This is a genomic window from Sorangium sp. So ce367 (assembly GCF_051520455.1).
Taxonomy (GTDB): domain Bacteria; phylum Myxococcota_A; class Polyangia; order Polyangiales; family Polyangiaceae; genus Sorangium; species Sorangium cellulosum_B.
Map to the genome: position 1 here is coordinate 10,267,763 of NZ_CP150334.1, position 26,475 is coordinate 10,294,237.

The following is a 26,475-nucleotide window of genomic DNA, read 5'->3' on the forward strand; positions in this document are numbered from 1 at the left end:
ACCCAGGACGGAGTCGTGACGGGCTCAGGGGAACGGTTGCCCAGGTTGACCCCGCTCGAAGTAGAAGCGGAACCCCCCGGTGACCCGCGAGAGGAGCTCCCGAGGGATGGCGTCGGCTGGATGACCGAGCCCTGCGTCGCGCGGATCGCCGACCCAGACGTCGAACGTCGCGTCGGTGTACTTGTCGACCGCGTCCGTCTCGTTGGGATCGCCGCTGAACAGCGCCTGGAACTTGATGGTCCCATCGACGGCGTAGAGCACGATGTTCTGGTTGTGGCAGGACCGCTGGAGGTAAAGCGCCATGTGCACGAGCGGCGCGAGCCCCTCCGGCTTCGGCGTCGGCGGAGGCGAGCCCGGCAGCTCGACGCCGGGCGGGAGCCCGACGCTCAGGTCGACGTCGAGCTTGTTCACGGTCCCGTCCCCGCGGATGATGTCGACGTCGTCGATCAGGACCGCGAGCCCGTCCGAGATCTCCTGCAGGTCGCTCCCCCGCTGCACCCGGACCTGCAAGGTGGAGCGGTAGGGGACCGCGGCGAAGAAGTCCGGGTTCATGTCGTAGCTGTCGTCCCAGCAGCCGGCCGCGCGCAGCCGTTCGCTGACGACCTCGCCTTCCCCCTGCCCGAGCGAGCACCCGAGCGAGAGCGCGCAGGCGAGGGGCGCGAGCGCACGGGCCCTCATGACGCCGCCTGCGAGCGAAGGGCCGCCTTGATGCGGCCTCCCCCGAGGACGCGATCGCCCCGGTAGACCACGGCCATCTGCCCGGGGGAGACGGACCGCACCGGGCTCGCGAACCGCGCCACGAAGCTCTCCGCGCCCGTCACGGGGTCGCGGCGCCGCTCGATGATGCCGGGCGCCGCCTCGTGCCGCGCGCGCACCCGCACCTCGGCCTCCAGGGGGAAGACCGCGTCGTCGCACCACACCGCGTCGTCGATCTCGGCGCCCGCGGCGTACAGATCGCCCTCGTCGCCGAGGTGCACCGCGCCGGACGCGGCGTCGAGGCCCACGACGAACGCGGGCCGGCCGAGCGAGACGCCGATGCCCTTGCGCTGGCCCACCGTGAAGCCGTGCACCCCGCCGTGCGACCCGACCACGCGGCCGTCCCGATCGACGATGGGGCCGGGCCGGAGCCTGTCCGCGGCGCGGTCGGCAACGAACGGCGCGTAACGGCCGGAGGGGATGAAGCAGAGCTCCTGGCTCTCCCCCTTCTCGGCGCCCGGGAGCCCGCGGGCGATCGCCTCGGCGCGCACCTCGTCCTTTGTCGAGTCGCCGAGCGGGAAGAGGAGCCGCGAGAGCTCGTCCGACCGGAGCATGTGCAGGAAATAGCTCTGATCCTTGTGCCGATCGCGGCCGCGGTAGAGGCGAGCGCCGCCCTCCTCCAGGACGACCCGCGCATAGTGGCCCGTCGCGACCCACGAGACCCCCAGCCGCTCCGCCAGCGGGAACAGCTCCCGGAGCTTGACCGAGCGGTTGCAGGCCACGCACGGGCTCGGCGTCTCACCCGCGAGGTAGGCCTCGACGAAGGGGTCGACGACGTGCTCGCGGAACAGGGCGCGCCGGTCGAACGTGTAGTGCGGGATCCCGAGGTGGTCGGCGACCCGGCGGGCGTCGTGCTGATCCTCGGGCGCGCAGCAGCGGCTCTTCACGCTGCCGTCGTCGGGGTAGTCCCAGAGGTGCAGCGTCACGCCGACGACCTCGTATCCAGCGTCGCAGAGGCGCGCCGCCGCGACGGACGAGTCGACTCCGCCGCTCATCGCGATGAAGACGCGTGCCCCCGAGGAGGCCCGCTCGCCGGGCCGCGCCGTACCGTCGGCCTCTCGGACCAGTGTTGCCATTTCCGTTCTTATAGCGTGGATTCCTCGCCGCGGCCGGACGCCGCGGGCGAACCCGCGCGGGGTGGCGCGGCGAGCTCGCGCGGGACGCTGCGGCGAGGGCTCGCGCGAGGAGCCAGGACGGCGGCGCGCCGGCGAATGAATGATCAGGCTGGCTCTCCGCCATTCACCCTTGGCCACCCCCGCAGGGCGCGTGTACCGTCTGCCTGATGCCGAGCGGGGTCGTGCTCGTGATCGAGGACGAGGAGTACATCGCGGACCTGCTCGCCACCGCGATCCGGGAGGCAGGTTACGAGGTCATCTTCTGCGCCACCGCGGAGGCCGGGCTCTCCACCGCCTGCACCCTGGAGCCCGAGTGCATCGTCTGCGACATCGGGCTGCCCGACCACGACGGCTACTGGGTCGCGCGCAACGTGCGCACCCAGCCGTCCCGGGTATCGGTCACCCCCTTCCTGTTCCTCTCCGCGCTCGACGACCAGGAGGCCCGCCTCGAAGGGTTCCACGTGGGCGCCGACGTCTACATGACCAAGCCGTTCCGGGTCGGCGAGGTCGTCGCGCAGATCGGGGCGCTCGTGCAGATGGCGTCACGCCTTCGCCAGCGGCGGGACAGCCTCATGTCCATCCCGGCCTCCGTCGATCAGACCGCGATCGAGGGAGATCTCAGCCAGATGTCCATCGCGACCGTACTCACGGTCCTCGAGATGGAGCGGCGCTCGGGCGTGTTCGAGGTGAGCAGCAAGAAACGTCGGGCTCAGCTGGACATCGCCGAAGGATGCATCGTCGAGGGGACCGTGGGAGGCACGCGCGCCTCGGCGCTCGCCGCGCTCCGCACCATGCTCAGCTGGAAGGTCGGACGGTTCGCGTTCGTGCCAGGCGTCCGCCCCCTGCCCGCGGAGCGGACATCCATCGCTGCGTACCTGCTCGAGGCGACCCGGCTCGAGGACGAGAGCGCCCGCGTCGAGCTGCCGCTCCCGCCGTCGCGACGCCGTCCGGAGCCCCGGAGCGCGACGACGGCGCTCGGCGGGCCGTCGTCCATTCTGGACGACGTCGCGCCGCCGTCGTCGCGCGTCGTGTCCGAGGAGCGCCTGCGCCGCGGTCCCACCCCTCTGCCACAGAGGGGCTCCGACCCCGGCGTGGCGATCTCCGATGGGCCGCCGTCGCTCGAGCTGAACTTCGAGTTCGAGCTGGCGACCCCGGCGGCGCCGCCGACCCTGCCCTCGCTGACCCGCAGGACGGCGAAGCCGTCGAGCCAGCGCGGCATGCGCGTGGAGGAGAGCGAGCCTCCGACGCTCCCGCGAAGCGGGAGCCTGACGCCGCCCTCGCGACCGTCCTCGCCAGGGCGCGAGCGGCAGAGCGCCGTGGACACGGGCGAGCTCTCCCGCGGGACCCTCGCTCCCCCGGAGACCCAGCCGGCAAGCGAAGAGGGCCCGCCGCGCGCGACCCCGATCCCCCCGAGACCAGCGCCGGCCAGGCCCCCCCGCCCTGACGCGAAGAAGCGCTGACGGCAGAAACGGGGACAGCGAGGAAACGGAAGCGCCGATCTACAGCGTCGGCTGCTGCTCCACCTCGCCCGGATCGTGATCGCGCAGGTAGCTCAGGTTGACCGCGTTCACGACGGCGTGCGCCAGGATCGGCCCGACGAGCGACCCCGTCGCCGCGAAGATGGCGCCGAGCCCCGCGCCCACGCCCACCGCCCAGCCGATCCACACCCAGCGGCTCGGACCGCGCATCTGGTGCATCAGACCGAAGAGGATCGCGCTCAGCAGCACGCCGAGGAGCGGCGTCAGCAGCCCGCGGAAGAGCAGCTCCTCCCCCAGGCTCGAGAGGCCCGCGAGGAGCAGGATCTGGCCGAGCGAGAAGTCGCGCGCGACCGGGCGGAGCTCCGCGTGCAGGCGCCGGGCCCAGCTGAACCGGGCCACGGCGACGCGCGTCGTCACGATGACGCCGGCCGCCAGCGTGAGGCCGAGCGCGGCGCTCATCAGCAGCGCCGCCAGCGGCGGCAGCGCGAGCCACGGGCTCGGGTGGATCCACGGCCATCCATCCCGCAGCACCAGGCCCAGCGAGATCGCCAGCGCCGCGAGGACGAGATAGCCGGACGCCGCCTGCACCGTCGCGTCGGTTCGACCGGTCCGCGCCCATCGCGACGCCATGTCCCATCATGGCACGCCGAAAGAAGCCGGTGAAGCAGCGCCCGCCGTCAGGACCCCTGGCCGAGCGCCGGCAACCGGAGTACGTCGACGGCCATGCACGCGACCGTGGTCATCTTCCCGGGCTCGAGCGCCGACGCCGAAATGATCCATACGCTCCGCGACGTGCTCCAGGTCCGCATCGCGCTGCAGTACTGCGACCGGGAGGGGCTGGTCGGCGACGACGCGAACCCCAACGGATCGGCGATGGACATCGCCGGCATCTACGGCGGGCCCCGGCGGAACGTGCTCGGACTGATGCCGCCCCCCGAACGGATGAGCGAGCCCTTCCAGGGCCACGGCAGCGCGGGCGGGCGCGCCCTGTTCGACGCCGTGCTGCGCAGCGTGGGCGGCGCCCGCTCGGCCCCCTCCGCGAGCGCGCCGTGAGCGACGCGTCGCCCGGCGCCGCCCGCTGCCGCGTGTGCGACGCGGCGCTCGCGCCGGAGGGCGATCGCTGCCCGCAGTGCGGCGCGGCCGCGCGCGCCGAGGCCTGCCCGCACTGCGGCGGCGTGACCGGCGTCTCGGCGCACCCCGAGCTGCGCTTCGCGTGCGACGCCTGCGGCGGCCCGCGCGTCCCCGTCGCCGACGCCCGCGTCGAGCGATCCGGCCGCGAGGTGCCGCTGCTCCAGAAGGCGCGCGCGGCGGCCTCGGCGCGCTCGGTCTGGCGCGCCGCGGGCATCGCGGCCAGCGCGCTGCTCGGCTTCGAGCTGTTCCTGTTCGCCGTGCTGCTGCTCGTCCTCAACGCGAGCGTCGGGCTCTTCACCGCCGGCCTCCTCACCATGGCGCCCGTCGGCGCCTTCGCCCTCTGGGCGCTCCGGCGGGCGAAGTCGCGGAGCCGGGACATCGCGCCCTCGCTCGACGCCGCCTGGGTCTCCGTCGCCTCCGACGTCGCCCGCCAGGCCGAGGGCCCGCTCACCGCCGGCGGGCTCGCCTCGACCCTCCGCATCGCCGAGTCCCAGGCCGAGGAGCTCCTCGCCCTGCTGGAGGTCAACGACGTCGTGCGCGGCGCGGTGAGCCCCGCGGGCGAGTTCGGCTATGCGCCGAAGCTGCGCGTCGGCGCGGCGCGCGACGAAGACCGGGACGAGGCGGGGGCCGAGAGCGTGGCGCACGCCCTCGCCGCCGAAGAAGAAGCCTTCGCCGCCGAGCCCCTGACGCAACGGACCGCCCATGTCGACCCCGCGAAGCGCTGATCCCAAGCCGAAGCCGGGCCCGCCGCAGCAGAAGGCCCGCGCGGGCCGGCCCGCGCCCCAGGAGCGCCGCGCCCTGACCCACATCGGCGGCGCGACGGTGCTCGAGGGCGACCCCGAAAGCGCCGCGAAGCTCGCCCACGCGCTCGACGTGGCCAGCTCGAGCACGGCGGAGGAAGCGGCGCGCGCGCACGTGCACGGCTTCCACAGCTACCCGGCCCGGATGCACCCGGACACGGCCCGCCGGCTGATCGAGGGCCTCTCGAGGCCGGGCGAGCGGGTGCTCGACCCCTTCTGCGGCAGCGGCACCGTCCTCGTCGAGGCCCGGCTCGCGGGCCGGGCGGCGATCGGCGTCGACGCGAACCCGCTGGCCGTGCGCCTCGCCCGCCTCAAGGTGCAGGGCAGCACCCCCGGCGAGCGCGAGCGGCTCGTCGCCGCCGCCCGCGAGGTCGCGGCCGCGGCCGATGAGCGCCGCAAGGCGCGCGCCGGGCCGAGCCGCCGGTACGGCCCCGAGGACGTCGCCCTGTTCGAGCCGCACGTGCTCCTCGAGCTCGACGGGCTGCGCGTCGGCCTCGACCGCCTCGCGGGCCACGGCGCCGACGCGCTCCGCGCGGATCTCGAGCTCGTCCTCTCCGCCATCCTGACGAAGCTCAGCCGCCGCACGTCCGACACGTCGGAGCACGAGCTGCCGCGGCGGATCGCCGCCGGTTATCCGGCGCGGCTCTTCATCCGCAAGGCGGAGGAGCTCGCCCAGCGCCTCGCCGAGGTCGCCGCGCCGCTCGAAGCGAGCCCCCCCGCGCTCGTCGAGGAGGGAGACGCGCGCGTGCTCCGCGGCGTCGAGGCCGGCTCCGTCCACCTCGCGATCACGTCGCCGCCCTACCCGGGCGTGTACGACTACCTCGCCCACCACGAGGCGAGGCTGCGCTGGCTCCGGCTCCGCAGCGCCCGCTTCGAGCAGGACGAGATCGGGGCCCGCCGGCACCTCGACCCGCTCGGCCCCGAGGCCGGCCGCGCGCGCTGGCGCGACGAGCTCGGCGGCGTGCTCACCGCGCTCGCGCGCGTCCTCCGGAGCGGCGCGCCGCTCGTGCTGCTGATCGCCGACAGCGTGGTCGCCGGCGCGCCGGTCTACGCGGTCGACGTGGTCAGGGCCGCCGCGTCCGGCGCGCGCTTCGCGGTCCGCGCGGTCGCGTCGCAGCCGCGCCCCCACTTCCACCGCCCCACGGCGCGCGCCTTCCAGCGCCGCCCGCGCCACGAGCACGCCATCCTGCTGATCCGCGCCTGACCCGCCGAGCTCTCCCCGCGGCGCAGGCGCATGGCAGGGCGCCCCGCCGCGCATGAGCGACCGAAAATTGCCCCGCGGCGCGGGCTCATGGCAGGGTGCGCCGGCGTCGGGCAGCGCGCGAGGCGGCCAGCTCCGGCCTCCTGCGGCGCTCCGGCGCGCGCGACGATGGCGAGAGCTCACCTGGCACTTCTCCTCTGGGGCACCTTCGCCCTCGGCTGCGGCAAGGCAGGCGGCGATCCGGGGAAGGCCGACCTCGACAGCACGGGGGTCGACGCCTGCGACAGCTACCTGGCCGCGATGACCACCTGCGCCGGCAAGCTGCCCGCGGAGAGCAGGAAGAGCCACGAGGCCGCGATCCGGATCGCGCGCGACGTGCTCGAGGCCAAGGCGGAGGCCGACGATGAAGCGCTGAAGGGCGACGCGAGGGCGGAGGCGCGCGTCGCGCTCGCGGCCGCCTGCAAGCAGATGAGCGACGCGGTCCTGGACCGCGACGCGTGCGGCCGCTGAGCGCCGGAGAGCCGAGCGCCCGGGCGAGCGTGCACGCGGCGAGGCACGCGCGGCCGCCCGCCGCGCTTCACGCGAAGGCGGGCACCTCCGCCGGATACTGCTGCCGGAGGAACGAGGCCCACTGCGGCCGCCGCTCGGCGTGGAACACGTCGCCCGCGAGCATGCTGGTGATGAGCTTGCGCATCGTGGGCCGCTGGTTCGGCTCGAACAGCGTCTCCCGGAACTGGCCTTTGTAAAAGCCCTGAACGACCCCCAGGAAGAGATCCACGGCGTAGCGGATCTCCGCCTCGTAGGCCGCGAACGCGGCGCGCGAGGTGTCCCCGGCGTCGAGCGCGCGGTGGATGGCCGTGGCGGCCAGATCGGCGCCCTTGATGGCGAGGTGCGCGCCCGTCGAGAAGAGCGGGTCGAGGAACCCGCCCGCGTCGCCCACGAAGAGCCATCCGTCTCCGGCGAGCTGGTCGATCCGGTACGAGAAATCGGCGAGCGCCCCCACCGGCCTGATGCGCCGCGCGCTCGCGAGGAACTCCCGCGCCCAGCCGCTCTGCGCGACGGTGCGATCGAAGAGCTCGTCGAGCCGCTCCCCCTTCGCCCGGCTGCGGATCCAGCTCGACGACACCACCGCGCCGACGCTCGTCACCTCGCCGCGGAACGGGATGAACCAGAACCACCCGTGCTCGAAGAGGACGATCTGGATGTCGCCCTGGTGGATCCCCGCCTCGCGGGGCACGCCCTCGTAGTGGGTGAACAGCGCGGTCTTGTCGAGCTCGGCCAGCTGCGCCTTCCGCCGCATCCTCGACGCGAGCAGCGTGTCCCGCCCCGTCGCGTCCACGATCACCGGCGCCCGGAGCTCGACGACGTCGCTCGAGTCGGCGCGCGCGGCCGCGGCCTCCTCCGCCCCGGCGCCGTCGGGTCGAGCGCGGGGCCGCGCGCGCACCCCGACCGCGCGGGGGCCCTCGAACACCACCTCGACGGCCTCCCACGACTCGCGCACCTCCGCCCCGAGCTCCGCGGCGTGGCGGAGCAGCAGCTGGTCGAACGCGTCGCGCTGCACCTGGTAGGCGAACTCGAACCTCGGATCGAACGCGTCGGCGAAGCTGTACGTCCGCGTCCGCCCCGTCGACGAGCACAGGAACCGGGCGCCGTATTTGCGGAGGAAGCGCGCGTCCAGCTCCTCGTCCAGCCCGAGCCGCTCGAAGACCTCGCGGGACAGCGGCAGCAGCGACTCGCCGATGTGAAAGCGAGGGAACCTCTCCCGCTCGAGCACGAGGGCCCGGCGCCCGAGGCGGGCCAGCGATGCGGCGAGCGTCGACCCACCCGGCCCTCCGCCGAGGATGATTGCGTCCCAGCGATCCGTCATCGCTCGTCGTATAGTGCGTGCCGACGCTCGAGAAAATGCGCTCTCGGCGTCGCGCGCCAGGTAGGGAGGAGGGATCGGCGGTGCCCACGGTCGTGTTCGAGGACGGCGCGCTCGGCCCCGCCATCACCGCGGAGGCGGGAGCCGGCAGGCTCATCGATGTCTGCGACGACGCGCGCGCTCCGATCGTGTTCTCGTGCCGCGACGCGCGCTGCGCCACGTGCCGCGTCGAGGTCGTCGAAGGGGAGCAGCTCCTCGAACCGCCCGCGCGCGGCGAGCGCGATCTGCTCGATCGCTTCGGCGCCCCGCCGCGGCTCCGGCTCGCGTGCCAGGCGGTGCTCCGCGCGGGCCCCGGGCTGGTCCGCTTGCGCGGGGTCGTCGGCCGCGAGGGCTGAGCGGCAGGGGGCCCGCGGCGAGCATCCCGCGCACCCTCCGTCAGGCACCGCCGCAGCGCGCACGTCCCGACGCGGCGGAGCGCGCTCCGCCGCCCTCGCGATCGTCTGCCCCGGTCGTGCCCTTCCATTGGCGGCACAGGCGAACGGTGTTAAGGCAGGCCCCGTTCTGAAGCCCGGCTCCTCGGGGAGGAGAGCGAGATCAGGCGCACCCCGGAGCTGCCCGCGCGCGGTGACGACGGGGCGCCGCTCGCCTGGGACGCGCACCGCGGCACCTGCAGCCGCGGTCGCCCGTCGGGCGGAGATGGCAACACCGCGCGGAGGAGTGGACGAGACGTGACCAAAGCCAGGAAGCTGCGCGAACTCATGGCCCGCCCCGGGCCGATCGTCATCATCGGCGCGCACAATGGGCTGTCTGCAAAGATCGGTGAAGAGGCAGGGTTCGACGGGCTCTGGGCTTCCGGCTTCGAGATCTCCGCGAGCTACGCGGTGCCGGACGCGAACATCCTCACGATGGCGGAGAACCTCCAGGCCGCCAAGATGATGAACAGCACGTCGCTCCCGGTCATCGCGGACTGCGACAACGGCTACGGCAACGCCGTCAACGTCGTCCGCTGCGTCGAGGAGTACGAGGCCGCGGGCATCGCGGCGATCTGCATGGAAGACAACATCTTCCCGAAGCGCTGCAGCTTCTACGCCGGCGTGAAGCGCGAGCTCGCGGACGTCGAGGAGCACGCGCTCAAGGTCCGCGCGGCCAAGGCGACGCAGAAGGATCGCGACTTCGTGGTCATCGCGCGGACCGAGGCGCTCATCGCCGGCTGGGGGATGGAGGAGGCGCTCCGCCGCGGCCGCGCCTACGCGGACGCGGGCGCCGACATGGTCCTCATCCACTCGAAGAGCAAGGACCCGGACGAGGTGCTCTCCTTCGCCCGCGCGTGGGACCGCCCGAACACGCCGCTCGTCTGCGTGCCGACGATCTACCGCACGACGAGCGTCGACACGCTGCACAAGGCCGGCTTCAAGCTGATCATCTTCGCGAACCACGCGATCCGCTCGTCGATCAAGGCGATGACGGAGACGCTCCAGACGCTGAAGCGCGAGATGTACACCGGCAGCGTCGACGACAAGGTCGTGCCGCTCGAGCGCGTCTACCAGCTCGTGGGCGTCGACAAGATGAAGCAGGAGGAGTCGAGCTTCCTGCCCTCCGGCAGCCCGGGCGTCACCGCCGTCATCCTCGCCGCCGGCCAGAGCCAGGGGCTCCTGCCGCTCACGGAGGAGCTGCCGAAGCCGATGCTCGACCTGAAGGGCAAGAGCATCCTCGAGCGGCAGATCGACGTGCTCAACGCCTGCGGCGTCAAGGACGTCGCCGTCGTGCGCGGGTACAAGAAGGAGGCGATCAAGGTCCCGAACGCCCGCTTCTACGACAACGACGAGTACGCGACGACGAACGAGGTGTCCTCGCTCTTCCGCGCCTCCAAGGAGCTGAGCGGGCCGTTCCTCTTCCTCTACGGCGACATCGTGTTCGAGCGCGGCCACCTCGAGAAGCTCCTCAAGAGCCCGGCGGACATCTCGATCGTCGTCGACCGCGCGTACGCCGAGGGCCAGCGGCCCAAGGACGCGCGCGGCGTGCCCGACCTCGTGGCCCTGAAGGACGCGCAGGAGGCCGGCTACCGCTTCGTCGGCGCCGAGGCGCCGCACCGGGTGGCCCGCGTCGGCCGCGCGATCCCCGCGGGCGAGGCGCACGGCGAGTTCGTGGGCATGGCCATGTTCACCGCGAAGGGCGCGCGCCTGCTCACCGACTGCTACCACCAGCTGCAGGAGAGCCGCGCGAAGGGCGGCTTCCACGAGGCCGAGTCGCTCCGCAACGCGAGCTTCACCGACCTGCTCCAGGAGCTCATCGACCGCGGCGCGGACGTGCAGGCGATCGACGTTTACAAGGGGTGGCTCGAGATCGACACGTTCGAGGACTACCGTCGCGCCTGGGCGCTCATCAAGGAGTGAGGCGATGTCCCACGGTTCCCACGGTTCAGGCAAATCGTACGCGCCCGAGTTCGTCGCCGCGCTCAAGGAGGCGGGGTTCGACTTCTTCGCGGGCGTGCCCTGCTCGCTGTTGAAGGGCCTTGTCTCGCTGCTCGACGCCGACGCGAGCGCCCGTTACATCTCGGCGACCCGCGAGGACAGCGCCATCGGGATGGCCTTCGGCGCCTGGCTCGGCGGCAGGCTGCCGATGGTCCTGATGCAGAACTCCGGGCTCGGCGTCTCCGTGAACGCGCTGGCCTCGCTCAGCACGATGTACGAGGTGCCCGCGCTGCTCGTCATCTCCTGGCGCGGCGAGGGCGGCAACGACGCCCCGGAGCACATCATGATGGGCGAGATCATGCTCCCCATCCTCGATCTGATGAAGATCCAGCACCGCGTCCTCCGCGCCGCCGAGCCGATGGGGCCCCAGGTGCAGTGGGCGAAGGACGTCATGCTCTCCACCAGGCAGCCGGCGGCGCTCATCGTGCCCGCGGGGGTGCTCGAATGAACAAGCTCGAAGCGCTCAAGGTGTTCACCGCGGCGGTCGGCAAGGACGACCTCGTTGTCTGCTGCAACGGCATGATCGGCCGCGAGCTCTACACGACGCAGGACCGGCCCTCGAACTTCTACATGATCGGCTCGATGGGGCTCGGCCTGTCGATCGGCCTGGGGCTCTCGCTCGCGCAGCCGCGCAAGCGGATCTTCGTGCTCGACGGCGACGGCAACGTCCTCATGGGCATGAACGCGCTCGCCAGCGTCGGCAGCGAGCGGCCGGCGAACCTCGTGCACGTCGTCCTCGACAACCGCTCCCACGCCTCGACGGGCGGGCAGCGGACGATCTCGGGCGACGTGAAGCTCGAGTCGGTCGCCAGCGCGGTCGGCTACCGCGCCACGCACCGCGCCGACTCCGTCGAGTCCTTCGAGGCGTCGCTGCGCGTCGCGCTCGTGCAGCCGGGCCCGGTCATGGTCCTCGCCCTCGTCGACGGCGGGACCGTGAAGGGCATCGGCCGCGTCGCGGAGACGCCGCAGGAGCTCGCCTCCCGCTTCGCGGCCGAGGCGCGCCGATGAGGGCGATCCTGCTCGCCGCCGGCCGCGGCCGGCGCATCGGCCGGGACGCGCCCAAGTGCCTCATCTCGATCGAAGGCAAGACGCTGCTCGAGCGCCACCTCGTGAACCTCACCGAGAGCGGCGTCACCGATCTGACGATCGTCGTCGGCTTCCGGCACGAGATGATCGAGGACGCGCTCGCCTCGCTCCGCCCTTCGCTGAAGATCGAGCTCGTCAAGAACCCGCGGTTCACCCACGGCAGCATCGTCTCGCTCCACGTCGCGGCCGACCGGCTGTCAGGCGGCGGGCTGTGGATGGACGCCGACGTGCTGTACCCCGCCGCGCTGCTGCGGCGCCTCGTGAGCTCGCCCCACGAGAACTGCCTGCTGGTCGACGCGAGCTCGGAGGAGAGCGGCGAAGAGATGATGGTCGGCGTCCGCGCCGGCCGCGTCCTCAAGATCGCGCGCCGCGTGGGCAAGGACTGGGACCTCGCCGGTGAGACCGTCGGCTTCGCCAAGGTCGGCCCGCAGGGCGGTCGCACGATGCAGCGCCTCCTGGAGGAGGAGGTCTCCGCCGGCCGCCTCGATCAGGAGTACGAGGCCGCGATGGACCGCGCTTTCCAGGAGGTGCCGTTCGGTATCGAGCGCGTCGACGACCTGCCCTGGACCGAGATCGACTTCGAAGAAGACGTGGAAAAGGCTCGCCGCCTGGCGAGCTCCCTCTAGAGCGGGCCCGAGCTCGGCGGCGCGGGGCGCCGAGCTCAGGCGACGGCCAGCTTCGCGCGGCGGGATGCGCCGCGGAGGAACCAGCCGTTCAGCCCGATGACCGCGACGATCCAGACGACCCCGCCCGTCGCGAAGAAGACCTGACCCAGCCAGAGCTGGTTCACGAGGAGCGTCAGCACCACCATCGACAGGAACGCGTCGCCGTTCGATATCGCCCAGAGCGCGCCGATGAGGCGCGTGAGCGGCGACGCCTCCTCCCGGATCAGCTGCTTTACCTGATCCGCGCTGGTCGAGGACCGGCTCCGCCGCGGGTCGAACCACTCGTGCTCGAACGCGAGGTGCCCCATGCGCCCGATGAAGACATCGAAATGGGCAAAGAACGAGGAGGAGGGGCCGAGCGCCTGGATCTTCCGGCGCAGCACGTCCGCCGTCTCGTCGGTGCCCGTCTCGAAGATCGAGCAGTACTTGAGCTTGAAGTAGTCCGCGGAGAAAGAGCGCAGCGCCCCCTGGAGCAGCGCGATCAGCAGGAGTGCGTTCGTGGACACGGTCGCGCTCCACGGGCCCTCCGGCGGCGGGTGAAGGTGAACGTGCCAGAAGATGCCGGCATAAAGGAAGACGACGCCCAGCCAGTCGGCCAGGCCGTCAATGGCGTGACCGGCGGGGCTCACCATCCTCTTCGCCCGCGCCAGCGCGCCGTCCACGCAGTCCAGGATGGAGCGGAGCTCGAACACGAGCGCCCCGGCGATGAGGTGCCTCGGATCATCGAACGTCACCAGGTAACCGGCCAGCACGGCGAAGAGCGGCTGAACCAGCGTCACCTGGTTCGGCGTGACCGGCGTCCTCATCAGCGCCCGCACGATCCAGCGCGCGATCGGGTACCGATAGTAGCGATTGAGCGGGTCCTCCATCCGCATCTTCCAGCCGCCGGGCACACCGCCGGACTGGGCGGCAGGTGTCGAGCTCTCGGCAGCAGCGCGCGGTTCAGGCATGGGCGATCCCGGCCCGGACTCTAGGGCAGCCGCCCCCGGGGACCAACTGGATTGCGACCTCTCGATGGACATGGCGTGACAGATCGCTGCAAGCCCGCGTCCCGGCGCCACGCCGCGCTTTCCAGGGCGTATCCCGCGCCTCCGGCGACCAGCCGCGTAGTTGTTTGCGCTCCTGAAGCCCCACCGAGAACCGCGCTTCGCACCTCGCGTGCGGACGCGACAGGCACACTCGGGCGCTCCCTTCCTGGAAAATCACATTCTCTCGCCTGCGGCGCAGTGACGTTGCGACGTTTGACGAGCGCGCGCGTCCGCTGGAGCCGGTCTGACACGGCCGCCGCGCCCTGCCGCGCGCTCCGGGGGGCGCCCTGCGAGAATGGCGGCGCGCCGGGGCTCCTCGGCGCTATGGTGCCGCGGTGGCAAGCAGGTCCTGGAGCGCGGCGCTCCTGCTCGTGGCCGCGGGGTGCACCGCGAGCGTGGGATCCATCGGGGCTGTCCTTGGGCGAGATAACGAGTCGCTGGCGCTCTACGTGCGCGACGTGCCGCCGGGCCTCGCCGCCGAGCGAGCGGGGCTGATCCCGGGCGACGAGATCATGATGATTGACGGCGTGTATGTCCGGGATCTCTCGTCGGCAGCGGTGCGCGATCGGCTCCGCGGCGCCGTCGGGAGCGCCGTCGAGCTCACCGTCGTCCGCGGGCGCGACGTGCGGCGCGTCCGGATCGTGCGCACCGAGCTAAGGGCGCACGAGGGGCTCAAGCCCAGAGAGGAGCAGATCCTGCCTTGAAGCGGGGCCGGTGACCGCTCATTGCGCGGCGAGCGCCACGAGCTCGGCATAGTGCTTGTTCGCGTAGAAGGAGAGCACATCGACCGCGTCGCGCACCTCGCTCGGATCGAGGTCCTCGAGGCGGTACTCGACGCTGAGAATCACGTCGCCCTCCTCGTCGGCCGAGAGCTTGGCCATGTTGATCTCGCGGTTCAGCTGGAGCAGGCGCCGCACGATCGCGTCGCCCTCTTCGAGCTCCATCGGGAGCCGCACGAACGGGATCACCGCGAAGACGACGAAGGGGGGCGCGAGCCGCACGAACAGCGGGAAGAGCCGCTCGGCCCCCTGGAAGTCGCTGCGCATGGTGTCGTTGGATACGACCTCCACAGCCCAGCCCTCGCGCTCGAGGCACGCCTTGATCTCGTCGAACATCATGCGCGGCATCATAGCCTCTGACGGCGCGCCTCCGGGAGCGCGCCGGATCGGCGGCCCGACGCCCCCCGCTCGCCCGGTCTCGCGTCCACCTCGCGTCCACCTCGCGTCCACCCCTCGCGTCCACACCGACAGCCCGGAGGCAGCTCGTCCGGCCGGCGCTTTTGTCCGCGGAAGGCCGCGGCTCGCGTTGACGGTGCCCCGCGCTCGAACTATGCGTAGAGGTCCGATTTCGAGTCCGCCGAAGGAGCGATTCATGCGCCGTTACCAGTTCACATCCGAGTCCGTCACCGAAGGACACCCCGACAAGGTGTGCGACCAGATCTCCGACGCCATTCTCGACGGGATCCTCGAGAAGGATCCGACAGCCCGCGTCGCGTGCGAGACCCTGGTGAAGACGGGGATGGCCGTCGTGGCCGGCGAGATCACCACCTCGGCGTGGGTCGACATGCCGGTCGTCGTGCGCAACACCATCAAGGACATCGGCTACACCGACGCCGCGATGGGCTTCGACTACGAGACGTGCGCGGTGCTCACGGCGATCGAGAAGCAGTCGCCCGACATCTCCCGCGGCGTCACCGAGGGCGAGGGCCTCTTCAAGGAGCAGGGGGCCGGCGACCAGGGGCTCATGTTCGGTTATGCGACGGACGAGACGTCGGAGCTGATGCCCTCCCCCATCAGCTATGCCCACCGCCTCGCCCGGAAGCTCGCCGATCTCCGCAAATCCAAGAAGCTCGACTGGCTGCGCCCCGACGGCAAGACCCAGGTCACGATCGAGTACGAAGACCAGACGCCCGTGCGCGTGAGCGCCGTCGTCGTGTCGACGCAGCACGGCCCCGAGGTCAAGCACAAGACGATCGTGGACGCGGTGCGGAGCCTGATCATCGAGAAGTGCATCCCGGCCAAGCTGATGGATAAGAGCACGAAGATCTACGTGAACCCCACCGGCCGCTTCGTGGTCGGCGGCCCCTTCGGCGACGCGGGCCTCACCGGCCGCAAGATCATCGTCGACACCTACGGCGGCATGGGCCGGCACGGCGGCGGCGCCTTCAGCGGCAAGGACCCGACGAAGGTCGACCGCTCCGCCTGCTACTACGCGCGCTACGTCGCGAAGAACGTCGTCGCGTCCAAGCTCGCGGCGCGCTGCGAGGTGCAGATCGCCTACGCCATCGGCGTCGCCCAGCCGGTCGGCGTCCACGTGAACACCTTCGGCACGGGCCGCGTAGGTGAGGACGTGCTCGAGAAGTACATCATGCAGAACTTCGACATGCGGCCGAAGGCGATCATCGAGCAGCTCGATCTGCTGAAGCCCATCTACCGAAAGACGGCCGCGTACGGCCACTTCGGGCGTGACGAGTTCACCTGGGAGAAGACGGACCGCGCGGCCAAGCTGGCCGAGGACCTGCTGCGCCCGACGCTCGCCGCTGTCCCCGCGGCCACGAACGGCTCCGGGAGCAAGAAGGAGCCGAAACGCAAGGGCAAGAAGGAAGTGGGCGCCCAGGCCTGATCGTTCAGAGCGCTCCGCCCGCTGCGTGTGAGCGGGGCGAACCGTGGACGGCCGAGCGGCCGAGAGCGCCGGCGCTGTGAAAGCGCCGGCGCTCTGCGTTTTGTCGCCACGACCCGCGTCTCCTGGAGCGCGCGTGACCATGGCGCCTGGGTCGGAGGGAGGGGCCACGATGTGGGCATTCACCTCACAAAAAAGCACCGGCCTTTGCCGGGATGGGCTGACTGCTGCGGCCGCTTCTGCTGATAAAATCATCGACGACTCCCGTATCGCCGGATCGACCGAACCTCCCTGGTTCCATGCGACCTCGAGGAGCACCGATGAAACCTTGGTTGAATTTCTTGAGCTTCATCACTGCGGCCGGGTGTCTGGGCACGGCCTGCACCGGGAACATCGGACCGGTAGGCGGCCTTGAGGTCGGGGAGGGCGGCGCCGCGAGCGCCTCCAGCACCGGCGGGATACCGGCCACGACAACAGCCGAAACGACGGCCGACGCGACGACCGTCGCCACGTCCGCGGGGGTGGGCGCGGGGGGCGCGGGCTGCAGCGGCTCGCCGGACGCCGACGACGACGGCGACGGCTTCACGGAGCTCGACGGCGACTGCGACGATTGCAACGCGCTGATCAACCCGCGAGCGCTCGAGCTCCCGACGGTCGGAGGAGAAGGGGGAACCTCGCCGGAGCCCGTGGACGACGACTGCGACGGCATCGCCGACAACGTGCCCGAGCCGTGCGACGACGGGATCCCGCTCGACGACCTGGATCCGCTCAACGCCGCGAGGGCCGTCGAGCTGTGCAAGATGTCGTCCGGGCCCGACGACTGGGGCGTTGTCTCCGCCGCCTGGGTCATGGTCGACGGCGCGCCGCCGCCGCAGGAAGCCGAGCTGCTCGCCAACTTCCATCTCGGGCACGGCATCCTCCCCAAGTTCGGCCCCAACGTCCCGCCGAGGGCGGGCACGCGGCTGCTCGCCCTCTCGAGCGGCACGGCGCGGACGCAGAACGACGAGGGGTTCGAGAGCCCGCAAGGCTTCGACAAGAAATACGAAGGTGATTTCCCCGAAGACTTCCCGAAGGACCCCCGCGGCTGTGACGATCTGGTGCTCGCGAAGCCGTCCGACCCGACCGCCGTCGAGATCACCCTCCGGGTCCCGTCGAACGTCCGCGGCTTCGCGTTCAACGTCAATTACGTCACGTTCGACTGGCCCGTCGTCTGCGACAGCTTCAACGACTACTTCGTCGCGTTCCTCTCACCGCGGCCGGCCAACCTCATCGATGGCCACATCCTGTTCGACAGCGAGCGGAACGCCATGAGCGTCAACAGCACCTTCATCGACGTCTGCGCCTGCGAGAGCGGCCCTCCCTGCGATCTCGACGGCAGGGTGTACGCGTGCACCCGCGGGATCCGGGAGCTGCTCGGGACGGGGTTCGAGGGCCGCGCGGGGACGAGCTGGCTGGTCACGTCGGCGCCCGTGGAGCCGAACACGGAGATCAAGATCCGGTGGGGCGCATACGACGCCGGAGACCATCAGCTCGATTCGACCGGGCTCGTCGACAACTGGCGGTGGCTCACCGACAAGGACGAGAGCGTGATCACGCTGCCCGATCCCCCTGCGCCGGCGCCGTAGGGCATATCGCGGCAGCGGCGTCGCGCCGGCGCGCGTCGAGAGGCGATGGCCCGCGCGCCGGGTGATCAGGCCGCGATCGGCGCGTCCGAGGTCGCCGCGCCGATGCCGGCGAGCAGCTCCTTGTACCAGGCGGCCGCTCCCGCCGCGCGGCCCGGCAGCGCGCGGCTGCCCCAGAGGACCGAGAGCGTGCGCGTCGTCCCCGCGTGCGTCTTCGTCCGCTGCGCGTCCTTCACGGCGTTCGCGCACGGGCCGTCCGCGTCGAAGACGCAGAGGAGCCCCTCGAGGTCGATCTCCTGCCCCGAGGCGTTGAACACGTAGCGGGAGCCGGCGGGCGCGACCTCGATGCGGAGCGGCGGGCGGGCGCGATCGAGATCGATCACGCTGATGGGCAGGCCCGTGTGCAGCGACACGGCGTTGCACGCGTCCACGGCCGCGTTGATGGGCGCGAGCGATCCCCCCTCGGCGGCGCGGATGAGGTACTCGGAGGCCGGCTTGCCCCGGCCTGTCGGCTTGTAGCCGCCGTGCCGGAGCAGATCGCGGACCGCCGACCGCACGGCGTCGTCCGAGCGGAACGGGGCCGAGGCCTTGTCGGACAGGAGGCCGCGGAGCGCGTCGCTCCCCTGCAGCTCGCCGAGCGGCGCGGGGAACGTCGTGACGAAGGTGGCGACTTCGAGCAGAGGATGCGCCGAGAGCGTGAGCACGCGGCGCACTCTACACGACGACAGCGCTCCTGGATGGATGCTCGTCATCTCACACTCTCTCGGTCAATCCCGGGAGTGCGCAGGTCGACTCAGTGGTGCCGTGAGCGACCCCGTCCCTCTGCGGCGCAGATCGACTACCCTGGCCGGCCGTGACGACGGACTCCACACGCCCGAAGCTGAGGTCGCCCGCCGAGCTCCGGCGCTCGATGGGCACCGCGGCGCGGAGCCGCCCAGGAGGCGCCGCACCACCGCTCGCCGAGCGCGTGATCCCGTGGCTGCTCGGGGCCGTCGTCGCCGGGTCCGTGCTCGCCATCGGCGCTGTCCATACGCCGACGCTGGCCCTGGTGTCCGCGGCCGTGGCGATCGCCGCCGCGCTCTCGCTCCGCGCCAGCGCGCTCGCCGGCGAGCCGTCTCCCGTGAAGACGCTTCCGGCGCTCACGCTGCTCGGCTTGACCGCGTATACGCTGCTGCAGGCCGCGCCGCTGCCGCTCGCGTGGCTCGAGCGGCTCTCGCCGGCGAGCGCCGACATCTGGTCGCGCTCCCTGATGCCGCTCGGCGAGGCGGCGCCGCGGTACGCCAGCGTCTCGCTCGACCCCGGCGCCACGCTGGTGGAGGCCCTGAAATGGCTGACCTATACCGGCGTCTTCCTCACGGCCGCGTTCGTCGGCGCGCGGCGCGGCGCGAAGCTCGGGATCACCCTGGTCTTCGGCAGCGCGTTCCTCGCCGCGCTCACGACGATCGCCCACGGGCTGCTCGGCGCGACGACCGTCTTCGGCCTGTATCAACCGCGGTTCTCGGTGGCGTCATGGCACGTCGGGCCGCTGCTCAACCCGAACAACCTCGCCGGTTACCTGAACCTCGGCATCCTCTCGGGGGTCGGGCTGCTGCTCACGAGCAGGCCGCTCCTGCCGCCCTGGGTCGCCGGCGTCGGGCTCACCGCGATCGTCGGGGTCGGCATCATCGCGTCGTCTCGCGGAGGGCTGCTCGTGCTGCCGCTCGGCCTCGCCCTCTTCGCGTTGCTCTCGCGGCGGCGGCGCGGCAGGCACCGCTCCGGCCCCCGCGGCCGGGGCGCGGCGGCCTGGCTGTTGAGCGTGGCCATCGGCGGCGGCGCGCTGCTGGCCGCGCTCGCCGCGACGAACCGCACGCTCGCGGAGATGGCGGACGACAACCTCGACAAGCTGTCGCTCTTTCGCTCGACGCTCCCGCTGCTCGCGGATCACTGGCTTTTCGGCATCGGGCGCGGCGCGTTCGAGACGGTGTTCCCGGCGTACCGGCAGTCGCCGGGGAACATCGTGTTCACGCACGCCGAGAACGTCGTGATCCAGTGGGCGGCCGAGTGGGGCGCTCCGGTCGCGGCGGCCTCGCTCGTCGCGCTCGGCGTCGCGTTTCGCCCGGGCAAGATCGCCTTGCGCGCGAGCACGGCGGCGCTGGGCGCCTGGGTCGGCTGCGCGGTGCTCGTCCTCCAGAACCTGTTCGACCTCGGGCTCGAGGTGCCAGGCGTCAGCATCGCGCTCGCGGCGACCCTGGGCTCACTCTGGGGTGAGGCCCATGGCGAGCGGCCGCGGCACGAGGCCCCGGCTGGCGAGCCCGGCCCGGCGCGGTGGCGGCCGTGGCAGGCGGCGGCTTGCGCCGTGGCCTCCGCGCTCGCGCTCGTCTCCCTGATGGTGCGCTTCGGCTGGCGCGACGTCGACCACGACCGCCGGTCGCTGCGCGCGCAGAGCGACGCCGGCGCGGCGAGCGGCGCCGGCTGGCCACGCTTCCGTGAGGAGCTCCGCGCGGCGATCCTCCGCCACCCCGCGGAGCCGTACTTCCCGCTGCTCGGCGCGGTCGCCGCGCTCCGGGGCAGCGGCGAGAGCCCAATCCCATGGCTCCAGCGCACGCTCGAGCGCTCACGCCGCCACGGGCGCGCCCACCTCCTGCTCGCGGAGGTGCTCGCGTCGCGCGGCGCCAAGGAGCAGGCGCTCCTGAGCCTGCGGCTCGCCGTGGAGGACGACCCCGGCGTGACCGACACGGCCGCGGTGCTCGCCCGGCAGTGGACCCACACGTGGGAGGAGCTGCTGCGGGCCGTGCCGGAAGGCAAGGCCGGGGTCGAGGTGCTCGAGCGCATGGCCACCGCGGGCGACCGCCGGGAAGAGATCGACCTGCGCCTGCGCTGCGCGGAGGAGGCGATCGCGCGCGACCCCGCGCGGGTCGGAGCGCACTGGGCCGCCGGCGACGCGCTGCTCGCGATGCTGGAGGTCCCGGGCTCCGCCCGCTGCGGCGGTGACGACGGGCGGAGGGCCGCCTGCGAGCGGGAGATCGAGGCGCACGCGGCGGCGGTGCAGGGCCTCGACGACGACTCGTTCTTCGCGGTCCAGCTGAGGGCGCGGCTCCTCCTCTTGGGCAAGAAGAGCGCGGAGGCGGAGCAGCTGCTCTCGGGGAGCTGCGAGCGGCTGGACAACCGGGCCGGCTGTCTTCGCCTGCGGGTCGTCGCGGCGGCGCAGATGGCCTCGTCCGAGAAGCTCCTCCCCGCGCTCCGCGAGCTGCTCTCCGCGTCGTGCACCACGCTCGCGGCGTGCGCGGCGACGTCGACCTGGGCCGGCGACCTGCTCGCGGCGCGGGAAGACCATCCGTCGGCCGTGACCTACTACGCGCGGGCAGCGCAGGACGAGCCGACCGAGGAGCGCCTCCTCAAGCTGGCGGACGCCGCCAGCCGCGCGGGCGCGCACATCGAGGCGTCGAAGGCGCTGGAGCGCCTGCTGCAGCGGCGCGGGGGGCAGGACCCTGCGCTGCGCAAGCGGGTCCTCGAGGAGAAGGCGAAGGCGCTGGCGCCTTCGCTCAGCCCGTAGGTAGATTGCGCACGATCGTGCCCCTCTTCGCCTTCCTCCCTCTCCCTCGAATCGCCCTGTGAAGCTGTCGTCGTTGCTGCGCGCTGGGATGCACGGCGGCGCCGGGGTCGCCTTCGCGGTCATCCTGCCTCGCGCCGTCTCGCTCGCGGCCCAGTGGGTGCTTGCGCTGTCGGCCGCCCCCGCGGCGCTCGCCGCGCTCGCCAACTACACGTCGCGCGGGATGGTCGTCGTCGCGCTGGTCTCCGCCGGCCTCGCGCCGACCCTCGCGCGCCGGGCGCGCGCCTTCGCGACCAGGGGGGGCCGCGCGCTCGTGGGCGGCGCCCTCGCGCTCGTCGCGGTGTTCGCCTTCAGCTGCACGCTCGCCCATGAGCTGACCACCGGGCTGGGCGGGACGGCGGGGTTGGTCACCGCGCTCTTCAGCGCGTGCTCGCTGCTCGCCGCCGCCTCGCCGAGCATCTGGCCCAGCTGGCAGCTCCGGGGGCGGTACCTGCACGCGCTCGCGGTGCTCCTCGTCTTCTCCCCGGGCGCGTCCATGCTGGCCGCGCTCGCGGGGCGCCCCGATGCCGTCGCCGTCGCGATCGGGATCGCCGGCGCCTCGCCTGCGCTGCTCCTCCTGCGCCCGACCCGGCTCCGGCGCGCCGCGCGTTACGCGATGCTCGTCGTCCGGCGCGCGGTCCCGTACTCCATCGCGAACTTCGCGACCGTCATCGTTTACCCGATCTCGCTCAGCGCCAACCTGAAGCTCATCGGCGATCATCGCGTGGGGCAGCAGGTGCTCTACTGGTCGTTCGCCGCGGTGCTGTCCCAGGCGTCGCAGGCGTTCGCCGCGCGCGCGGTCGCGGGCGCGAGCAGATCGGGAGACGAGACGGCCTGGCAGGCGCGCGCCGTGCGCGCCTGGCTGCCTCCGGCCGCGCTGCTGTCGCTCCTCGGCGCCGCCATCTATGTGATCTTCACGGTCCGGATCCCCGGCCTGCCGCACTCGGGCGCCGCGCGCGACGCGATGACGATGACGATGCTGGTCTCTGCGGTGGCTCCGCTCGTCACGGACGCCATGTGCATTTACTTCTCTGGCCCGGGCTCGCGCCGCGTGCTCGCGGCGGGCAGCGTGCTGAGCAGCGCGTGCGTGGCCGGATGGCTCCTGCTGGCGCCGGCGCCCCTGGTCCGCCATTTCGGTGTGTTCGGCCCCTCGGTGCTTGTCGGCGTGGCGCGCCTCGCCTTCGTGATCGACGCGCCTGTGCGGCGGTACACGCTCGGCGCACTGCTCCTGCTGATCGCGGCGTTCGCGCTCACGCTGGCGCTCGGCGGGGGCGTGAGCTTCTAACGCGCCGGCCGCACGTCGCGCGGCCAGCGCCCGCGAGGTGCCCTGATCGCGCGGCGGCCCGGCGGCGCGCTCGCCGTCCCGCGGGCCCTGCCGAGGACGACGAGCGCCAGGGCGATAGCGCCGAGGCCGGCCGCCCACGAGGCCGGGCGCTGCCCCGGCGCCTCGGTGCACACGCAACCACGGCCGTAGAGGAGCGTGTCGTCCCATCCGGCCGCGCCGGCTCCGCCAGGACCTGCGCTGCCGGTGCCCCCTGCCCCGCCATCGCCGCCACCCCCTGCTCCGCCGCCGGCGCCTCCTGCTCCACCGCCGCCAGCGCCTCCGGCTCCACCGCCGCCAGCGCCTCCGGCTCCACCGCCGCCTCCCCCTTCGCCCTGCGGCATCCTCACGATCACGCCGTCCGACCCCCGGTCCGGCGAGAGCCCGGCGGCAGAGACCGCGCGCACGCCGACGTAGTACTTCGCCCCGTCGAGGAGCGGCAGCCCGCCGACCGAGGCTTCGACGACGTCGCCCACGTCCTGCCAAGCAGGCGAGGTCAGGTAATCGCCTTGCCCGCCCACGACCGTCACCTGATACGACGTCGCGCCCTCGACCTTCGACCACCTCATGTGGAGCGTGTCCCTGGTCTCGATCTCGTCGATGTCCTCGCCTTGCTCGCCGCTGCCCGGATCGACATCCCAGACGAACTCGGGCGCCGGCAGGATCTCGTGCCGCATGTTGTAGAGGTAGCCGTCTGCCACGCTCACGAGGATGTCGTCGTGTCCGTCACCGTCGGTGTCCGCGAGGCTCGGTGAGCCGACGGGGCTGCCGAAAGCATAAGACCACACGAGGCGCGCCGAGCACGCGTCGACCGCATAGAGGAAGCCGTTCGTGGAGCCGACGATGGCGGTCGGACCGGCGGACGCGCGCCCGGTCAGGTTCCCCGAGATCGCCACATCTCCGAGCTGGCCCATCGGGGCGCCCGCCTGTGCTGCGGCGTCCTCCGCGTCGAACGCGCCGTCGCCCGCGAGGACGATGAAGCTCGATTGCCCCCCGCTGGCGGCGTCCAGCACGGAGAACGTCAGCCGCGCCGGATTCATGAACGACCCCTCGACGAGGACGGTCTTGCCGTCGCAGCGCGCGATCGCGCCGTGCGGGTAGGGACGGATGTCCTGCGCGCCCTTCCACAGCGCGGCGCTCAGGTCGTGCGGCAGCGCCCGCGCGGGGGCATACCCCCCCTGCAGGGTCATCTCGAGCCGATGATCTCCCGACACATCGGCGAGGATGGGCATGAAATAGAGCAGCGTCTCCGGGTTCTCGCCGAGGGGGCTGCCGTTCCGACCCGAGAGCACCTTGGCCCTGTTGATCGCGACCGCCACGTCCTCCGCGCCGTCTCCGTTCCAGTCGGCGATCGCGACGGCCTGGGTGCCGGCGGAGGCGTCGATACGGTGTTTCCACCGCTCTCCGCCGCCCCCATCGATCGCGACGACCTCGGTGCGCAGGTTCGGATCCACCGTGACCGCCACGAGTTCGCGCGCGCCGTCTCCGTCGAGATCTCCGTGCAGCACGTCCCACGCGGGGGGCTTCTCGAGCGGAGTCTCGCTCGTTTGCCTGCCGTTCGCGTCGAGCGTCGCGACGGCGTACTTCACCGGGTCAGTGAGCGGGTGCAGCCGCCTGAAGCACGCGAGCGTCGCGGGCGAGCTCCCCTCGGCGGGGGCGATGGACGCGCCGAACGCGTCCCTCACGCGCCAGGCAGGCTTGGCCGGCGCCACGTTGCTCGCGCCGTCGGACGCGACCCGGACGAGGTCGCCCCGGCTGTCGACGACCACGACGCTGGCGGCGGCGTCCTCCGGAGAGAACCTCGCGGCGAGCGGGGCGCGGCCGAAATTGACGAAGGCGCCCGGGCCTGTGTAGAAGCCGCCGACGCGCATCCCGGGCAGGACGTCGCGCCCCTCCCGCACGAGGTTCAAGGGCTCGAACGACGCGTCGAGCAGCGTGAGGAACCCATCGGCCCGGGAAACCACCAGCCGCGGCCACGACGGAGCGCTCGCGACGGGCAGCTCGAGCGCCGCGATGCCGCTTCCGGGCCCGACGGAGTAGACGGCCGCGACCGTCGCCCCGCCCCCCTGCATATCCACCGCGGTGAGCGCCACGGGCTCCGACGTCGACTCGAGCACGAGCTCGCCGCGTCCGTCGCCCGTGAGATCCGGAGTCACCAGCGAGAAGGCGAGGTTCGTCCTGCGGGATCTCGCCCAGTCGACCCGCGTGCGCACCCGCTCGCCGTCCAGCGACCAGAGCCGCTCGAGCGAGCCCCCGGCGGCGCGGCTGAACCGGTACGCCGACACGCGCTCTTCGCGCGACGTGACGATCCATTGCTCGGAGCCCGCGTCTCCCTGGACCGCGCCCTGCGCTATCGCGTCGGGAATGGTGGCGAGCACGGCGCCCGTGGCGGCATCGAGCACGAAGGACGTCCAGGCTTCGCCCACCTTGCCGCTCGCCAGCACCTCGAGCGCGCCGTCGCCGTCGAGATCCCACGCGAGGCGCGTCGGGGCGCGGGCGTCGCCGCCGTCATTGGGGCTGAGGGTCTTTCGCCAGACCACAGCGAGCGACGGGCTCTCGTCCGGCCTGTACGCGAGCAGGGTGACCTCGCGCGCGCCCTGGTTGCCGCGGACCCGATTCTGGAAGCAGAGCGCGTGCTGACCGGGGCTCGCCCGATCGCCCATGGTCACCGCCTCGCAGACGGCCCCGCCGAGATGGACGCCGATGCTGGCCGACTCCGCAAAGACGTCCCCCGATCCCGAGACGAGGAATAGCTGGTCATAGGAGGACACGAGGAGATCGTCCGCGCCGTCTCCGTTCCAGTCGCCCACCGTGTCGATCGTCGCGTTGCAATGCACGCGCCGCGGAGGAGGAGGCAACCGCTCGACAGCGCCGAACCCCCCCGCGAAGCTGTAGATGACACCCGGGCTGTCCGTGCGCACGGTGCAACAGCCACACTCGTCCAGGAAGAGATCGAGATGACCGTCGCCGTTGAAATCGGCGAGGCGCGCGGCCCCGAGCGTTCCGAGCTCCGAGGCGTCCTCGCGCCACAGGATGGCTCCGCTCGATCCATCGATGACCGCCGCGCCCGCGCCGCTCAGCGCGACGATCTCGAGCCGCCCGTCTCCGTCGAGATCGTCGACGGAGTGCAGCGTCTGCAATCCCAGCGATGGGGTGCTCCAGCGGACGAATCCCAGCGGATCGGAGAGGACGACGCGGCCGCCGGACACAAAGAGCAGGTCGATATCGCCGTCCTGGTTCGTATCCCCTGCGAGCACCCGGCCTGTCCCGAGGACACCGCCGAGGTACGCCCGCCAGTAGGGTGCCGGCTTCACGATATTGCTCGTGGACGACGTGGCGCCCGTGCGCTGCGCGTCGTGACGGGCAGATGGCCAGTCGGCGGAGGCCGAGGCCGCATCGAGGAGGAGCGCAGAGCAAACCGCGCTCGCGACCGCGCCGCGCGCCATGAAGGACGATCGTTCCATTCTCACTGCCCGAGCGCGTTTTCCGCTTCCGGACGCGCGGCCGGAGTGTACTCCATCAGCGCGAGCGTCGCACCGCGCGAGAATGTGCCGCACCTCGCCTCCCCGACGCCAGGCCGACGCCAGGCCGCGCATTGTCACGACGCGCACATTGTGCCACATCGTCCCCCTGTCGAGAACCCCAGCTTGAATTTTGGAGACGCCGCGGGCACCTTACCCCTCCGCGCGGACCTCTACCCTCCACGAAGGCGCTTCGAAGGCGCTTCGAAGGCGCTTCGAGCGCATGACT

The 26,475-nt window shown here is 72.3% G+C and carries 23 protein-coding genes; 15 read left to right on the forward strand and 8 right to left on the reverse strand.

Features of this window, described 5'->3' with window-relative positions; all coding sequences use genetic code 11:
- Positions 1-24: 24 nt before the first annotated feature.
- On the reverse strand, positions 25-678 hold the full coding sequence (locus tag WME97_RS38855; protein ID WP_437545186.1) for a hypothetical protein: 654 nt from the start codon (positions 676-678) through the stop codon (positions 25-27).
- On the reverse strand, positions 675-1,832 hold the full coding sequence (gene mnmA, locus WME97_RS38860; RefSeq protein WP_437545188.1) for a tRNA 2-thiouridine(34) synthase MnmA: 1,158 nt from the start codon (positions 1,830-1,832) through the stop codon (positions 675-677). The genes WME97_RS38855 and mnmA overlap by 4 nt, the downstream gene beginning before the upstream one ends.
- A gap of 206 nt (positions 1,833-2,038) precedes the next feature.
- Here mnmA and WME97_RS38865 point away from each other — a divergent pair, with 206 nt between their 5' ends.
- The gene (locus WME97_RS38865; RefSeq protein ID WP_437545190.1) at positions 2,039-3,331 is read left to right on the forward strand and encodes a response regulator; all 1,293 of its coding nucleotides are present in this window, start codon (positions 2,039-2,041) and stop codon (positions 3,329-3,331) included.
- 39 nt (positions 3,332-3,370) lie between these two features.
- Here WME97_RS38865 and WME97_RS38870 read toward each other — a convergent pair whose 3' ends face one another.
- The gene (locus WME97_RS38870; RefSeq protein ID WP_437545191.1) at positions 3,371-3,979 is read right to left on the reverse strand and encodes a CPBP family intramembrane glutamic endopeptidase; all 609 of its coding nucleotides are present in this window, start codon (positions 3,977-3,979) and stop codon (positions 3,371-3,373) included.
- Positions 3,980-4,072: 93 nt separating this feature from the next.
- Between WME97_RS38870 and WME97_RS38875 the strand changes: the two genes are divergently transcribed.
- From WME97_RS38875 to WME97_RS38890, 4 genes are all read left to right on the forward strand, one after another.
- The gene (locus WME97_RS38875; protein WP_437545193.1) at positions 4,073-4,402 is read left to right on the forward strand and encodes a hypothetical protein; all 330 of its coding nucleotides are present in this window, start codon (positions 4,073-4,075) and stop codon (positions 4,400-4,402) included.
- A complete protein-coding gene (locus WME97_RS38880; protein WP_437545195.1) occupies positions 4,399-5,205 on the forward strand; it encodes a zinc ribbon domain-containing protein in 807 nt (268 codons plus the stop codon). Before WME97_RS38875 ends, WME97_RS38880 begins: the two co-directional genes overlap by 4 nt.
- Positions 5,183-6,484, forward strand: coding sequence for a DNA methyltransferase (locus WME97_RS38885; protein ID WP_437545196.1), 1,302 nt, complete (start codon positions 5,183-5,185; stop codon positions 6,482-6,484). Before WME97_RS38880 ends, WME97_RS38885 begins: the two co-directional genes overlap by 23 nt.
- A 165-nt stretch (positions 6,485-6,649) precedes the next feature.
- Positions 6,650-6,991, forward strand: a complete 342-nt coding sequence (locus WME97_RS38890) for a hypothetical protein (protein WP_437545198.1) — start codon at positions 6,650-6,652, stop codon at positions 6,989-6,991.
- A 67-nt stretch (positions 6,992-7,058) separates the two neighbouring features.
- On the opposite strand, the gene WME97_RS38895 is transcribed toward WME97_RS38890, so the two are convergent.
- Positions 7,059-8,348 (reverse strand): NAD(P)/FAD-dependent oxidoreductase, encoded by a 1,290-nt coding sequence (locus tag WME97_RS38895; protein ID WP_437545200.1) that lies wholly within the window; start codon positions 8,346-8,348, stop codon positions 7,059-7,061.
- A gap of 80 nt (positions 8,349-8,428) precedes the next feature.
- On the opposite strand from WME97_RS38895, the gene WME97_RS38900 reads away from it, so the two are divergent.
- From WME97_RS38900 to WME97_RS38920, 5 genes are all read left to right on the forward strand, one after another.
- A complete protein-coding gene (locus tag WME97_RS38900; RefSeq protein ID WP_437545201.1) occupies positions 8,429-8,740 on the forward strand; it encodes a 2Fe-2S iron-sulfur cluster-binding protein in 312 nt (103 codons plus the stop codon).
- 333 nt (positions 8,741-9,073) lie between these two features.
- Complete coding sequence (locus tag WME97_RS38905; protein ID WP_437545203.1) at positions 9,074-10,738, forward strand: isocitrate lyase/phosphoenolpyruvate mutase family protein; 1,665 nt, start codon at positions 9,074-9,076, stop codon at positions 10,736-10,738.
- Between the two features lie 4 nt (positions 10,739-10,742).
- The gene (locus tag WME97_RS38910) at positions 10,743-11,264 is read left to right on the forward strand and encodes a thiamine pyrophosphate-binding protein (protein ID WP_437325131.1); all 522 of its coding nucleotides are present in this window, start codon (positions 10,743-10,745) and stop codon (positions 11,262-11,264) included.
- Complete coding sequence (locus WME97_RS38915; protein WP_012239915.1) at positions 11,261-11,824, forward strand: thiamine pyrophosphate-dependent enzyme; 564 nt, start codon at positions 11,261-11,263, stop codon at positions 11,822-11,824. The genes WME97_RS38910 and WME97_RS38915 overlap by 4 nt, the downstream gene beginning before the upstream one ends.
- On the forward strand, positions 11,821-12,528 hold the full coding sequence (locus WME97_RS38920) for an NTP transferase domain-containing protein (protein WP_437545206.1): 708 nt from the start codon (positions 11,821-11,823) through the stop codon (positions 12,526-12,528). Before WME97_RS38915 ends, WME97_RS38920 begins: the two co-directional genes overlap by 4 nt.
- 35 nt (positions 12,529-12,563) lie before the next feature.
- Here the strand turns inward: WME97_RS38920 and WME97_RS38925 are convergent, their stop codons facing one another.
- On the reverse strand, positions 12,564-13,517 hold the full coding sequence (locus tag WME97_RS38925) for a CDP-alcohol phosphatidyltransferase family protein (protein ID WP_437545207.1): 954 nt from the start codon (positions 13,515-13,517) through the stop codon (positions 12,564-12,566).
- Between the two features lie 413 nt (positions 13,518-13,930).
- On the opposite strand from WME97_RS38925, the gene WME97_RS38930 reads away from it, so the two are divergent.
- Entirely contained in the window at positions 13,931-14,299 is a 369-nt protein-coding gene (locus tag WME97_RS38930) for a PDZ domain-containing protein (RefSeq protein ID WP_437545209.1), read from the forward strand.
- Positions 14,300-14,317: 18 nt separating this feature from the next.
- Here the strand turns inward: WME97_RS38930 and WME97_RS38935 are convergent, their stop codons facing one another.
- The gene (locus WME97_RS38935; RefSeq protein ID WP_437545211.1) at positions 14,318-14,713 is read right to left on the reverse strand and encodes a YbjN domain-containing protein; all 396 of its coding nucleotides are present in this window, start codon (positions 14,711-14,713) and stop codon (positions 14,318-14,320) included.
- A 253-nt stretch (positions 14,714-14,966) separates the two neighbouring features.
- Here WME97_RS38935 and metK point away from each other — a divergent pair, with 253 nt between their 5' ends.
- Together metK and WME97_RS38945 are read left to right on the forward strand one after the other, a co-directional pair.
- On the forward strand, positions 14,967-16,217 hold the full coding sequence (metK, locus tag WME97_RS38940) for a methionine adenosyltransferase (RefSeq protein ID WP_437545213.1): 1,251 nt from the start codon (positions 14,967-14,969) through the stop codon (positions 16,215-16,217).
- Positions 16,218-16,534: 317 nt separating this feature from the next.
- Positions 16,535-17,839 (forward strand): hypothetical protein, encoded by a 1,305-nt coding sequence (locus WME97_RS38945; RefSeq protein ID WP_437545215.1) that lies wholly within the window; start codon positions 16,535-16,537, stop codon positions 17,837-17,839.
- 65 nt (positions 17,840-17,904) lie between these two features.
- Here WME97_RS38945 and WME97_RS38950 read toward each other — a convergent pair whose 3' ends face one another.
- Positions 17,905-18,540 (reverse strand): phenylalanine--tRNA ligase beta subunit-related protein, encoded by a 636-nt coding sequence (locus WME97_RS38950; RefSeq protein ID WP_437555575.1) that lies wholly within the window; start codon positions 18,538-18,540, stop codon positions 17,905-17,907.
- Positions 18,541-18,689: 149 nt separating this feature from the next.
- Between WME97_RS38950 and WME97_RS38955 the strand changes: the two genes are divergently transcribed.
- On the forward strand, positions 18,690-21,368 hold the full coding sequence (locus tag WME97_RS38955) for an O-antigen ligase family protein (protein ID WP_437545217.1): 2,679 nt from the start codon (positions 18,690-18,692) through the stop codon (positions 21,366-21,368).
- A 58-nt stretch (positions 21,369-21,426) separates the two neighbouring features.
- Positions 21,427-22,689 (forward strand): hypothetical protein, encoded by a 1,263-nt coding sequence (locus tag WME97_RS38960; protein ID WP_437545219.1) that lies wholly within the window; start codon positions 21,427-21,429, stop codon positions 22,687-22,689.
- On the opposite strand, the gene WME97_RS38965 is transcribed toward WME97_RS38960, so the two are convergent.
- Complete coding sequence (locus WME97_RS38965; protein ID WP_437545221.1) at positions 22,686-26,189, reverse strand: FG-GAP repeat domain-containing protein; 3,504 nt, start codon at positions 26,187-26,189, stop codon at positions 22,686-22,688. The two genes, WME97_RS38960 and WME97_RS38965, sit on opposite strands and share 4 nt — an antisense overlap.
- Positions 26,190-26,475: the final 286 nt, after the last annotated feature.